Here is a 12,735-nt window from a genome sequence, read left to right on the forward strand (position 1 = left end):
GCCTTTTATTATCTTAACGATGCAAAGAAAACCCATTTAATATTGACAAGTAAGGAAAATACATGAAACTAAAAAAATCAAACTGCTTCAGTCTGCTTTTATTAGCGATGCAGCCTTTGTCTTCTCAGGCTGCATTTGAAAATTTCACAACAATGGGATATGCCAAGTGGGGCAATATAAACACGAATAACGATGAACGTAATGGGGGTAAAGGAGAACTGGATGCTGTACTACGAGCCCAGGAGGGGTATGGCAACTATCGTCTTGGTAATGAGATGAACTGGTGGGAGTTGGGTTTCAAGGCTGACTTGTGGCGGCAAGAGGAGGCTTACTTCGATTTCACATATTATATTGGCAGTGGCGACAAGTGGAGCGATGTCGGTACATTACAGGTCTGGTCTTCTGCTCATAATATATTGCCAAGTTTGCCTGGCGCGGTAGTCTGGGCCGGGGAGCGATTCTATCAGCGCCATGAAGTTCACATGATCGATGTCAAGTATTGGGATGTCTCTAACAAGGGCTTTGGTATTGAAAATATTGACGTTAGCGGCACCAAGCTTCATCTCGCCTATTTCACCCCGGAGAGCAGTTATAATGCCCTTGGTGAAAATGGGGCCTACCATGACGAGATCCGTTCGTTACACCACTTTGATGTTCGACTATCCGATATAAATATAAGCAGTGGTGCTCATATAACGCTCGGTTTGAACTATGTATTCGCCCAGAATGATCATTTCGAACAGTTTGATAACAAAGGTTATCCAAATCAGGAGATCACGGATAGCGGTGCAATGCTGAGCATGCTATACCAGCAGAAGTGGGCTCTAGGTAGTAATACGCTCGCTATGCAGTATGGTATCGATGGATTGGCTGGCGGTTTGATGAGTGCCGAGGGAGCCTCAGCAGTAAAATATGCGATTGGAGTCGACCATGATGGCAGTAGTTTCCGCGTTATAAACCATGGCGATCTCTTTTTTAATGACAAGTGGAGTGCTCTTTATTCAATAGCTTATCAAAGCCTGGAGCTTGATAATGAGTACGGCAGTGACTGGTTCAGTGCTGGTATGCGTCCGCAATATAGTTGGAATGACTTTACAGCAACGGCTCTTGAAATTGGTTACGAGCGCGTCAAGGCTCAAAATGGTTCAGGTGTGAACAACTTCTCCAAGGTAACGTTGGCACAAATGTTCCAAGCTGGCCGCTCTGTCTGGGCTCGACCAACCCTGCGTTTATTTGCCACCTACGCCGAACTGGATAATGAGTGGAGTCGTCAAGGCGATGTGTATGGCAAACCTGTTAAGTTGACTGGCGATAAAGCCGGTAGTCAAAACGAAGCGACTTTCGGCTTTAATATCGAAGTATGGTGGTAAATATATTGACTGGAAAATGTCGCTATACTAAATATCAGTATTAAGTTATCTATGCACAATGCCAGTCAGTTATATATGACTGGCATTGTTATTAGTTGGTTGTATATGACACGAGGTAATGACTCCAATCAGTTGAAATGGTGTCTTTCTATAAAGGCACCAATCACTTTCTCGTGGAGCTCAACGGAACGAGAGAAGCAGATGGTCTTGCGAGCCAATCGCTTGATGCGCATTCTGAGCGTCAGGTTGTTACGCTCGATACGCTGGGTGAATATCTTCCCGGTCAGATGCATCTCGCTCGGCACCTCTCTGGCATAGCTTCCCCAATCATCACTGGTGATAAAGCCTATCTGGAACGGAGAAAGCAGGCTCAGCAACCGACGGCATGTCTCATCGTTGCGTGGGCCAAAGGTATATGCCACGACTCGTTTTCTCTTGGTATCAAAAGCATACCAAAGCCAATGTCGATGCTGTTTGTTGCCAACATAGGCCCATTGCTCATCAAGTTCACAGATAAGTGCCACGTCATCGAGCACCACCTTTTCGGAGGTTACTTGCCTTGGGGTGAGTTTTTTAGGGTGCGTATGACTGTGTTGATGCCAATCTTGAGGACGCGAGCAGTATCACGAACACCTGAGCCGTTGAACGCCATATCAACAATCTTGTCTTTGACGCCAGGCTTGCGGGCTTCATAGGTGTAGGTGAGCTGAAACACGTGCGGACAGACGGGGCAACGATAGCGAACATGGCCGGCAGGGGTCTTCCCATGGCGATATACGTGGTCAGAGTTGCAGCGAGGGCAGTGAACGGTGATGGATGCCATGAAGCTGTCGGTCTCAAAAGAGTTCATCATATCAACTCAACCGATCGGATGCATCACCCAATATTTTTTGGTAACCTCCGATAAAAATATAGCAAAACCGTTCTGATGAGGTTAAGTAATCAACACTTCCCTAAGGGAAACATCATGGCTCACTTTTTACAAACTTGATTTTTATGAGATAGCTTCTACACCAGAAAATAACGAGTTTGTTATCTCCATCAGATGAGATATCCAGCTTGGTGAACTCGAATCTTCTCCATGAATCTAACCTGGTGTAGAAAGTATGTTTATAACACGCCATAAAATAGAAGCGCCGGATGATACCCGGCGCTTCATCATGATGGTCTGGCAGGCTTCACTTAATAAAGGGTGCAGCCCCAACGGTAACGACTCTCGAGCAGTTGATACTCGGGACGCACGCTCTGGCTCCAGGAGTCATCCCCGCCCACCCCCATGTGGGCGCCATCGAGGCAGACCCACAGCCCCTCTTCGGCCACCAGATCGCTCTGGTGACGGGCGGCGGCCAGCTGTTGCTGACTGAAGCGGCTGGCACTGAAATGGAAGCTGCCGTTCACCGTCGTGCTGCCCAGCTGCAACTGGCGGGTATCGCAGCGCAAGCCGTTGTCGCTCGGGAAGATGTAAGGGGTATGCATCGCCTCCAGCGGCAAACTCCAGCGACCAAGATCAGCGCCCAGCAAACGATCCGGATAGTTCTCGTGAGGGCCACGCCCCAGCCATTCGGCTCGCGCCGGTACCTCGGCCAGATGGAGCAGCAGACCGATCCGCGGCAGCGACGGCAGCACCTGTGCCAGCTCGGTTTCTATCTCTAGGCTCATGGCGCCATCGTCGGTAAAGCGGTGATGCCAGTGACTCACCAGCAGCAGCTCATCGTGATGGAAGTAGCCATGGCTGACCCGGATATCCCCTCCGGCGACCGCAATCCCCAGACAGCGGTGCTGCCACTGACCGAGACCACACGCCTGCCAGCGGGCAATCCAGGAGTTGGGGTCGGCGTGATCCGCTTCGCTGGTGCCAATGTCGTTGTCGAGCGGTGCGCGATAGAAGTGATCCATGATCGGCGCCAGCAACTGCTCCTGCCCCGATTTTTGCCAACTGGTGATACGACCGCTCAGCTTGTCGAGCCACCACTGGCTGTTTGCGGCAGTGACCAACCAGCCATCCGGCTGCTCGCTCAGGGTAGCGGCAGCGACCGGCGCTGGCAGGGCAAGGGGGGTCGGCAGGGTGAACTGCTGACGGGCGACCTTGTGATCCGCCTGCGACCACAGGGTGGCCTGGGGCTGAACGATGGCCAGATCGAGCCAGGCCAGTGAGCCTGCCGCAAAGGGAGGCAGCGTCCCGCTCAGGGTCAACTCGACCACTCCCTGTGGCGCCAGCTCAAGGGAGATCTCCCCCTGCTGCTGCACATGGCCGTTCTCGCACAACTGCCAGCAAAGCCGCTCGTTGTCGGTTTCCCGAAACAGATATTCGCTCTCGATCCGCACCCGCAGCGGGGTGTGCTCAAGCAGAGTGAAGCGGAACGGCTGCTGGGCGCGCTTTGCCTCAAACAGCGCGGGATGGGGGGTGCGATCCGGGAACAGCAGACCGTTGCAACAGAACTGGCGATCGTTTTGCACATCACCAAAATCGCCGCCATAGCCCCAGTAGTGGCGAGCATTGGCGGTGTATTTGTCGAGCCCCTGATCGACCCAATCCCAGACAAACCCGCCTTGCAGACGTGGATGATCGCGAAACGCCTGCCAATAGTGGGCGTAGCCCCCGAGACTGTTGCCCATGGCGTGGGCATATTCGCAGAGGATCAGCGGCCGGTGCTCGTCGGGCAGACCGATCCACTTGGCCAGCGCCCACTTGGGCACCGCCGGGAAGGGCTGATCCTGATGGGTTCTGGCATACATGGGGCAGATGATGTCGGTCGCCGGGGTATCGGCCCCGCCCCCCTCGTACTGCACCGGACGGCTCGGGTCGCTGCGCTTGATCCAGCCATACATGGCATCATGGGCCGGGCCGTAACCCGACTCGTTGCCGAGCGACCAGATGATGATGGAGGGGTGGTTGAAATCCCGTGCCACCATGCGGGTGGCCCGCTCCAGAAAGGCATTGCTCCAGGCGGGATCCCGCGCCAGCCGCCCCATCGGGGTCATGCCGTGGGTCTCCAGATTCGCCTCGTCCACCACATAAAGACCGAGCCGATCGCAGAGGCGATAGAAATCGGGGTGGTTGGGATAGTGGGAGCAACGCACCGCATTGAAGTTGTGCCGCTTCATCAGCAGCAGATCCCGCTCCATGGTGGCGCGATCAACGGCATAACCCTTGGCGGGATGGTGTTCATGACGGTTGGCACCGCGAATAAGCAGCGGCTGCCCGTTGACCCGCAGCAGGCCGCCACAGATCTCCACCACCCTAAAGCCCACATCGCACGCTTCGCTCTCGATGGCCTGGCCCTGCTCGTCGAGCAGGGTCAGGGTCAGACGATAGAGATGGGGCGTCTCGGCGCTCCACTTGCGCGGCGCAGCCACGTCAAGCCAGAACTCGGAGCGATCGTCGTAAGCCCCTTTCTCATCAATGGCTTGGGTGCCTATCAGCTGGCGCAAGGTCACGACCCGCTCGCCACCGTCATAGAGATTGGCCTCCACCGACAGACCGGCCCCATTAGCCACCTGCAGTGCAATCTTGAGACGGCCATCCCGATAGCAGGCATCCAGCTCAGGCGTCACCCGCATATCCATCAGATGGCGGGACGGTTTGTGCAACAGGCTGACGGAGCGGAAGATCCCCGACAGCCACCACATATCCTGATCTTCCAGATAGGAGCCGTCAGACCAGCGCAGTACCAGCACCGCCAACCGGTTGCGACCGCTCTGCAGATATGGGGTCAGATCGAATTCGGCGGGCAGGCGGCTGTCCTGGGAGTAACCTACCCAGCGGCCGTTGCAGAAGAGGTGGAAGGCACTGCTAACCCCGTCGAAGATGATCCGGCTCTGGCCGCTTGCCAGCCAGTCGGCGGGCAATTCGAACTCGCGGGAGTAGCAACCGGTGGGGTTCTCTGCTGGCACCCGGGGCGGATCGCAGGGAAAGGGGTACTTGATATTGGTGTAGATGGGGCCATCGGTGAGCGGCCGCGTAGCCGGATAGGCGGCATCCAGCTGCCAGTTACCCGGCACTGTAATGGGGCAGGCATCCGCCAGATCCTGCGCCAGCCAGCTCCCGGGCACCCGCTCGGGGGCGGCAAAGAAGGAGAAGCGCCACTCGCCATCGAGCAAGAGACGGGAGGAAGAGGCCAGATCACCCCTGGCATCCGCTTCGCTGCGCCAGCTGAACATGGGGGTATGGGTGGGTAAACGATTAACACTGGTCACAGCCTGTGTTTGCCAATCGGCACGACAAATGATTTGGTGTAACGCCATACTGTTATTCATCTTTTATAACCTTTTTCAAATCTCTGATTACAAAATGGTCGGTTAGTAACTAGCGGCTTTTTTTGAAACCATCGTTCTACCCTTTAACAGCCCAAGTGGTCCCATTCCCGAGAGGGTAAAGACAGAAATAAAGGTGAAAGTTGCGGCAATAATGCCCAATACCAAGTAGGTTTCACGAAAGCCCATCACCTCATACATAGATCCAGCCCACACAGACATAAACATGGTTGCTAGCTGCTTGAAGAACTGATAACCAATCAACCAGATAGTCGCCCTAAAGCGAACATCAAATTCACTAGTGATGTACTTGAATGTACCGACCAACAGGAATGGAACTTCCAACATATGTAGAGTTTTCAGCAAAATGACATGGCTAACTGTCTCGGCGAATGAGGAGCCGATGATTCGAATAGACATGATGGTCCCAGCGATTAGCAGGGCATTTTTTCCGCCAATTCGATTCACAATCAGTGGGGCAAAAAACATGATGCTGGCGTTCAGTAACTCCCCCATCGTAGTGACATAACCAAAGTAACGAGTACCTTCTTCTTTTGTATCAAAGAATGCGGTAAAAAAATTCGCGAATTGCTGATCAAATACGTCATAGGTACATGCCACCCCGACGACATAGAGGGTGAAGAACCAGAATTTTGGTTGTTTTAACAATCCCATTGCCAGTTTTACGCTAAACCCTTTCTGATTGGCGCCAATACTATCTAGCACTTCACTGGTGCTACCACGACCAGGGTTGATAAAATAGAATAAAACCGCCATTACAACAGCAAAAGCAGACCCCATCCAGAACACGAACTCATTGTTGATGGTAAACATGATCCCTACAATAGAGGCACAAAGGGCCCAGCCTATTGCGCCAAACATCCTTGCTCGGCCAAACTCGAACTGACTGGAGCGACTCACCTTCTCAACATAAGCCTCTATGGCAGGAGCCCCGCCTGCAAATACAAAACCGATGTACATGCCCCCTACGATAGAACCGAGATAGATGTTCAATTTCAGCAATGGTGCCAATACATAAAGAAAGAAGTGCGCGAAGAATACCAGTAATCCAATGATTATCCAGAGCAAATTCTTTTTCAGCCCTAACTTGTCAGAAATCAGCCCAAATACTGGCTGAAATAGAAGTGCAAATAAAGAAATAGTGCCGAAGACAATTCCAGCTTCAGCCTTGCTGATACCATTGACATCATGCAGCCAAATCGGGAAAAATGGAAAATAAGCTCCCATTACAAAAAAGTAAAGAAAAAATATGGCACCGAACATTACCATATTTCTATTCAATCCAAACAATCTTTCTATACTCATCAAATATCCATCCATTGTCCATAATAAACCATTGACTTGAGAGAATGTCCTCAGACTGCCCTCGCCTCATGACAAGATTACGAACTAATTACGATGCATATTGTGACGTAACACACACCAATGTAAACGATTACACCAGCACCATATGGAAGTATATAAAAAAGAGACCCCACTAGCACAATCAAATAATAAATTTCTGATTATAAAAATAATAAAATATGGAAAATTAAAGCAGCTTCATTAATAGAATCGAAATTATGTAGATGGAGGTTATAGAGATAGCGACCTGATCTCATCAGGTCATTAAGCAGACCATGGTGATAACTGCTCCCCCTACGATGGTGGCCAAGATGATTAGACCACTACAAACTCGTTGGTGATGGGGGGGCAGGGACGCTCCCATGATGCAGACTTGATAGAGGGTAGTGGTGATCAGATCACCGAGTCCTCAGTTAGTTTCATTCAAGCTGCATCAATTTGGGCAACAATGCTCCCTTTCAACATATAACTGGGACAGTGCCTTCAGTTACCCGCGCGCGCCGCCAGTACCCGCTCCACCGTATCGACGATGGCCTGAGTCTGGGGATCGATCTCGATATTGGTCTGCCAGCCAGCCTTGACCCAACCCAGGTTGGTGCGGGCCAGGGTCTCGGGGATCAAGTGAACGCAAAACTCCCGCTCCCGCTCGCGCACCTCACCTATGGTCAGGCTGATGCCGTCGATGCCGATGTATCCCTTGGTCAGCACATATTTCATCAGCTCGGGAGCAAGGCGATACCACACCTGACGGTTGTTGGGTGTGTCGATCACCGAGGTAACCTCTGCCATGCCAATGATGTGGCCAGACATGGCATGACCGCCGATCTCGTCACCAAAGCGGGCGGCCCGCTCCACATTGACCTTGTCCCCCACCTGCAACAAGCCGAGATTGGTGAGACGCAGGGTCTCCTGCATCAGATCAAAGCTGACCAGCTCACCCTCGACCCGGGTGACGGTCAAACAGCAGCCGTTGTGGGCGACCGAAGCGCCGAGGACCAGCCCTTCCCCCCACGCCGGGCTTGGCATGCGGATAACATGGGTACGGAAGTTGGGTTGCTCCTCGATGGCCACCAGTTCGGCGGTCCCCTGCACTATGCCAGTGAACATCTCTCGTCTCCTGCTACGGCAAAAAGGGCAGGTTAACCTCGGGCAGAAGGTGAGACAAGGGTACAGGCTGACAAGCTTGCGCCCGATCGCTATAGTGACGCCGTTCACATCCGGGTAAACAAGGAAAAAAGAAATGCAGGTATATCAATGTTGTGAAGCGATCCGTATCGCCTATAACCAGATTGGCTCCGGCGAGCAGGGCTATGTGCCAAACGCCATCGCCGCCACTATTCGCGCCCTCAACGCGGTCGCCGCCGATGAGCGGGTACCCGCCGAGCTGCGCGAACAGGCAGCCTATGCCGCTGCCAACCTGCTGATCAGCGATCACGAAGACGCCTGATCCTGCCCCCGGGGCGGCAACTATTTCGTCCTGGCTGAATTTCAGGCTAGAATGCCTCCCCCACCCTTTGCACTTTCGTCCGAAAGTGCAAAGGCTCTTCCCGATTTCCGCTCTTTTTTACTCTTATCTGATCCACTCGGAGGTGTCAGTGCAACGTTATTGGTCCGAGGCGAAGCAGCTCGTCCGTCTAGCCAGCCCCATTCTGGTCGCCCAGGTGGCCCAGGTCGCCATGAATTTCGTCGATACCGTGATGGCGGGTCAGGTGAGTGCGGTCGATCTGGCTGCCGTGTCGGTGGCGTCCAGCTTCTGGCTACCGGTGATCCTGCTGGTGCAGGGGATCATCATGGCGCTCACCCCAATCGTCTCACAGCTCAATGGCGCCCGTAAACGGGAGGCAATTCGCCCGGCCGTTCATCAGGGCTTCTGGCTGGCACTGATCGTCACCCCGCTGGCGATGATAGCCCTCTATTACAGCCCGCTGGCGTTGCAGTTCATGGATGTGGAACCGGTGATGGCGGCCAAGACCACTGGTTATCTGCACGCCATCCTGTGGGGCCTGCCTGCCTTCGTGCTGTTCCAGGTGCTGCGCAACTTCAGTGAGGGGCTCTCCCACACTATGCCCACCATGGTGATCGGCTTTGTCGGGCTGGCGGTCAATATTCCCGCCAACTACATCTTCATTCACGGCCACTTCGGCATGCCGAAACTGGGCGGTGTCGGCTGTGGCGTGGCTACTGCCATCGTGCTGTGGGCCATGCTGCTGGCGATGATCGTCTATGTGAAGCTCTCCCGTCACTTCACCGAGATCCGGCTTTTCTCCCAGCTGGCTCGCCCCAACGGCAGCCGGATCTGGCGCTTGTTCCGCTTAGGGTTCCCCATCGCCATGGCGATCTTCTGCGAGGTGACCCTGTTTACCGTGGTGGCCCTGATGCTGGCCCCCTTCGGTGCCGAGACGGTGGCGAGCCACCAGATTGCCCTCAACTTCTCCAGCCTGGTCTTTATGCTGCCCCTCTCCATCGGGGTGGGTGTCACCATCCGGGTCGGCCACAGCATCGGTGAAGGGCAACCCCATCACGCCCAGGTAGCGGCTCGCACCGGCTTGATGCTGGGGATGGCCATCGCTGCTGCCACTGCCGCCATGACGGTGCTGCTGCGCGAGCAGATCGCCTCCATCTATACCGATGATCAGCAGGTGATCGTCCTGGCGGCCATTTTGCTATTCTTCGCCGCCATCTATCAAATCTCCGACTCGGTGCAGGTGGTCGCGGCCGCCGCACTACGCGGTTACAAGGATACCCAGGCGATCTTCTACGTCACCATCGTCGCCTACTGGGGACTGGGGCTGCCCACCGGCATGATCCTGGGTCTGACCGACTGGCTGGTGCCGCGGATGGGGCCGCAGGGCTTCTGGATCGGCTTTATCGTCGGCCTCACCAGTGCGGCCCTGATGCTGGGGGCGAGATTGCGCTACATCTATGGCCGTTTTGCCACTCCGGAGGCCTGCACTACCCTGTCGCGAGCCCAGTAACAGGGCTTGGCAAGCGACAACTCGCCTGCAAAATCAACAGGCTGCGCAAGAACTGGGCAAACAGTCTCCTTTGTGCATATGGCCTGTTGACAGCCTTGGGGGGCATGGGTAGTATGCCGACCACGTCAGCAGCGCTGGCGTAGTGAAGCAAGAGAACGTGGGTTTATAGCTCAGTTGGTTAGAGCACTACCTTGACATGGTAGGGGTCGTTGGTTCGAATCCAATTAAACCCACCACTTTTCTGTGATGCGTCCTTAGCTCAGCTGGTTAGAGCACCACCTTGACATGGTGGGGGTCGGTGGTTCGAATCCACTAGGACGCACCATTACAGAATACTGATTATGCGTCCTTAGCTCAGCTGGTTAGAGCATCACCTTGACATGGTGGGGGTCGGTGGTTCGAATCCACTAGGACGCACCATTCAGCATTGAAAGAAATGCAGATGTGGGTTTATAGCTCAGTTGGTTAGAGCACTACCTTGACATGGTAGGGGTCGTTGGTTCGAATCCAATTAAACCCACCACTTCTGCATAAAGAAATAAAAGTCGCATTGCGCACCCTGCGTCCTTAGCTCAGCTGGTTAGAGCATCACCTTGACATGGTGGGGGTCGGTGGTTCGAATCCACTAGGACGCACCAGATTATAAAAAGCCCGCTCATCGAGCGGGCTTTTTGCATTCTGCAATGCAGCCACTCCCCTGCCCCGCCAATCCGTTCAGCACTGTTCGGCAATGGCGCAAAGCCTTGTTCCCATAAAAAACCCGTGTCATCCGATGAACGACACGGGCCGGATAGATGCCGCCAGCGCCTCAGCTCTGCACGGCAATCTCGTACTTCTTTATCTTGCGATAGAGGGTGGCAATCCCAATCCCCAGCGCCTGTGCGGCCAGTTTCTTGTTGCCGAGCCGCTGCAGGGTCTCTTCAATCATCTGTTTCTCCATGCTCTCAAGGCCGCTCTCACCCGGAGCGGGTTCAGGCAGTTTCTCCGGCATTGCGGCGAGCGGAGCGGTGGCAGGCACATTGAACGCCGCATCCAGATTGGTCACCGGGATCGACTGGGCGGTGACGCGATGGGGCTCCTGATTGCGGATGATGTTGGGGGGCAGCAGGCTGGCGTCAATCACCTCGCCCGCCTGGCTGACGTTGACCAGATATTCGATGAGGTTGCTGAGCTCGCGCACGTTTCCAGGCCAGCGATACCCCTTGAGCAGCGCCATCACCTCGGGCGCCAGACCGGGATAGACAATGCCAATGCGGCTGGTGTGCAGGTTGAGGAAGTAGTGGGTCAGCAGCTCCACGTCCCCTTCCCGCTCCCGCAGTGGCGGCAGGTTGAGGGGGATGACGTTGATGCGGTAGTAGAGATCCTCGCGAAACTTCCCCTCGGCTATGTATTGATCGAGATGCTGGTGGGTGGCGGCGATGATGCGAATATCCACCGGCACCGGTCGGCTGGCCCCGATGGGGGTCACCTCCCGCAGCTCCAGCACCCGCAGCAGCTTGGCCTGCATGGTGAGCGGCATGTCGCCAATCTCGTCAAGGAACAGGGTGCCCTGATGGGCTGCCTGGATCAGGCCCTGCTTGCCACCGCTGGAGGCACCGGTAAAGGAGCCCTTCACATAGCCAAACAGCTCGCTCTCCAGCAGTTGTTCGGGAATGGCGGCACAGTTGATGGCAATAAAAGGCTTGTCCTGCCGCGGACTCAGGCGATGGACAGCGCGGGCCACCACCTCTTTACCGGTGCCGCTCTCGCCACAAATCAGCACGCTGGAAGGACTCTGGGCGATGCGGTGCAGCAGTCGTTTGAGGGTGCGCATCGGCTTGCTCTCGCCGATCAGCTGATCGATCCGCACATCCGGATCCGGCTCCTGAACCTGACCGGAGTGGGACTGGTGAAACGCCATCAGAAAGAGCTGCTGGCCCTGCACATGATGTAGCTGGCCGATGATCAGCTCCTGACGACCTTCAAAGGTGATGATGTGCTGAAGATGACCACTGAGCCCCTGTTGGGAGAAGGTGAGCGGGCGGATCCCCACTTCGCGCCCCTGCAGCTGTTCCTGCTGGCAACCCAGATGATGGAGTGCCACCTCGTTGGCGTAGAGCAGTTGACTCTTGTCATCGAGCAGCAGGCAACCTTGATCCATGTTGGTCATCAGATTGAGGAACACCTTGTTGACCCCGTCCGACAGCCCGCGTGAATCGAGCAACTTGGCTACAAAGATGGTGGAGATGTGGCGCACATAGTCACACACATCCTGCAGATTGTTGTTGAGGCGCGCCTGCTGCTCGTCGCTGAAGGCCACCAGACTGATCACGCCGATGCAGCGCTCGTCCACCATGATGGGCACCCCAAGGAAGGCGCGCTCACGGCAGCTCTCCTTGCAGGTACAGCCGTCACACACGGGATCATCGCTGGTGTGGGTAACGATCTTCTCCCGCTGGTTATCAATCACATAGCGCAGCAGGCGAGAATCCCCCTCCAGCTGACGTCCGAAGAACTTGCCATAGGGCCCGGTGCCAGCCACCCGAACCATATCGGCATCCACAATCTCGACCTCAAGCTGCAGCACACTGGCCAGCATCTTGGCAAAGCGCAAGATGGTCGGCTGGATCTGCATCAACAGACACTGGTTGCTCACGGATCTCATCCATCATTCCTTTTTGTTCTTGTTATCCTCCCCCGAAAGGGAGTCATGCTGGCCAGATACTAAGGGATATCAGGGGGAACTACTTCGGGGGGGATCACGAAAAGGGAAAAAGATCCGCATCCTCCGC

At 54.8% G+C, this 12,735-nt stretch carries 8 protein-coding genes and 5 tRNA genes; 8 read left to right on the top strand and 5 right to left on the bottom strand.

The features are described 5' to 3' along the window. Positions 1 to 62 precede the first annotated feature (62 nt). Positions 63 to 1,370 (top strand): carbohydrate porin, encoded by a 1,308-nt coding sequence (locus tag ACTG2G_RS00705; protein ID WP_429206219.1) that lies wholly within the window; start codon positions 63 to 65, stop codon positions 1,368 to 1,370. Between the two features lie 128 nt (positions 1,371 to 1,498). Here ACTG2G_RS00705 and ACTG2G_RS00710 read toward each other — a convergent pair. The 4 genes from ACTG2G_RS00710 to ACTG2G_RS00725 form a co-directional block, all read right to left on the bottom strand. After that, a protein-coding gene (locus tag ACTG2G_RS00710) for an IS1 family transposase (protein WP_270657729.1) occupies positions 1,499 to 2,193 on the bottom strand; the annotation gives its coding sequence in 2 pieces (ribosomal slippage) (positions 1,499 to 1,947 and positions 1,947 to 2,193; 696 coding nt in all). Positions 2,194 to 2,552: 359 nt separating this feature from the next. Further along, positions 2,553 to 5,615, bottom strand: a complete 3,063-nt coding sequence (locus ACTG2G_RS00715) for a beta-galactosidase (RefSeq protein ID WP_439985022.1) — start codon at positions 5,613 to 5,615, stop codon at positions 2,553 to 2,555. A gap of 54 nt (positions 5,616 to 5,669) precedes the next feature. Continuing rightward, a complete protein-coding gene (locus ACTG2G_RS00720; protein ID WP_439985023.1) occupies positions 5,670 to 6,950 on the bottom strand; it encodes an MFS transporter in 1,281 nt (426 codons plus the stop codon). Between the two features lie 522 nt (positions 6,951 to 7,472). Then, on the bottom strand, positions 7,473 to 8,096 hold the full coding sequence (locus tag ACTG2G_RS00725) for a riboflavin synthase subunit alpha (protein ID WP_216953512.1): 624 nt from the start codon (positions 8,094 to 8,096) through the stop codon (positions 7,473 to 7,475). Positions 8,097 to 8,229: 133 nt separating this feature from the next. Between ACTG2G_RS00725 and ACTG2G_RS00730 the strand changes: the two genes are divergently transcribed. From ACTG2G_RS00730 to ACTG2G_RS00760, 7 genes are all read left to right on the top strand, one after another. Then, entirely contained in the window at positions 8,230 to 8,436 is a 207-nt protein-coding gene (locus ACTG2G_RS00730) for a YaeP family protein (RefSeq protein WP_005345813.1), read from the top strand. Positions 8,437 to 8,584: 148 nt separating this feature from the next. Continuing rightward, on the top strand, positions 8,585 to 9,964 hold the full coding sequence (locus ACTG2G_RS00735; RefSeq protein ID WP_439985024.1) for an MATE family efflux transporter: 1,380 nt from the start codon (positions 8,585 to 8,587) through the stop codon (positions 9,962 to 9,964). 159 nt (positions 9,965 to 10,123) lie between these two features. After that, positions 10,124 to 10,200: transfer RNA gene (locus ACTG2G_RS00740), tRNA-Val, on the top strand. 12 nt (positions 10,201 to 10,212) lie between these two features. After that, positions 10,213 to 10,289: transfer RNA gene (locus tag ACTG2G_RS00745), tRNA-Val, on the top strand. An 18-nt stretch (positions 10,290 to 10,307) separates the two neighbouring features. Beyond that, positions 10,308 to 10,384: transfer RNA gene (locus ACTG2G_RS00750), tRNA-Val, on the top strand. A gap of 26 nt (positions 10,385 to 10,410) precedes the next feature. Beyond that, positions 10,411 to 10,487, top strand: a tRNA-Val gene (locus tag ACTG2G_RS00755). A 38-nt stretch (positions 10,488 to 10,525) separates the two neighbouring features. Further along, a tRNA-Val gene (locus ACTG2G_RS00760) sits at positions 10,526 to 10,602 on the top strand. A gap of 170 nt (positions 10,603 to 10,772) precedes the next feature. Here ACTG2G_RS00760 and ACTG2G_RS00765 read toward each other — a convergent pair. Beyond that, positions 10,773 to 12,608 (bottom strand): sigma 54-interacting transcriptional regulator, encoded by a 1,836-nt coding sequence (locus ACTG2G_RS00765; RefSeq protein WP_421387590.1) that lies wholly within the window; start codon positions 12,606 to 12,608, stop codon positions 10,773 to 10,775. Positions 12,609 to 12,735 lie beyond the last annotated feature (127 nt).

The sequence above is a fragment of the Aeromonas sp. 55A genome, assembly GCF_051919665.1.
GTDB lineage: Bacteria > Pseudomonadota > Gammaproteobacteria > Enterobacterales > Aeromonadaceae > Aeromonas > Aeromonas veronii.

Coding starts and splice junctions, on each gene's coding strand:
- ACTG2G_RS00705 (WP_429206219.1), top strand. CDS start 63: ATGAAACTAAAAAAATCAAACTGCTTCAGTCTGCTTTTATTAGCGATG.
- ACTG2G_RS00715 (WP_439985022.1), bottom strand. CDS start 5,615: ATGGCGTTACACCAAATCATTTGTCGTGCCGATTGGCAAACACAGGCT.
- ACTG2G_RS00720 (WP_439985023.1), bottom strand. CDS start 6,950: ATGAGTATAGAAAGATTGTTTGGATTGAATAGAAATATGGTAATGTTC.
- ACTG2G_RS00725 (WP_216953512.1), bottom strand. CDS start 8,096: ATGTTCACTGGCATAGTGCAGGGGACCGCCGAACTGGTGGCCATCGAG.
- ACTG2G_RS00730 (WP_005345813.1), top strand. CDS start 8,230: ATGCAGGTATATCAATGTTGTGAAGCGATCCGTATCGCCTATAACCAG.
- ACTG2G_RS00765 (WP_421387590.1), bottom strand. CDS start 12,608: ATGAGATCCGTGAGCAACCAGTGTCTGTTGATGCAGATCCAGCCGACC.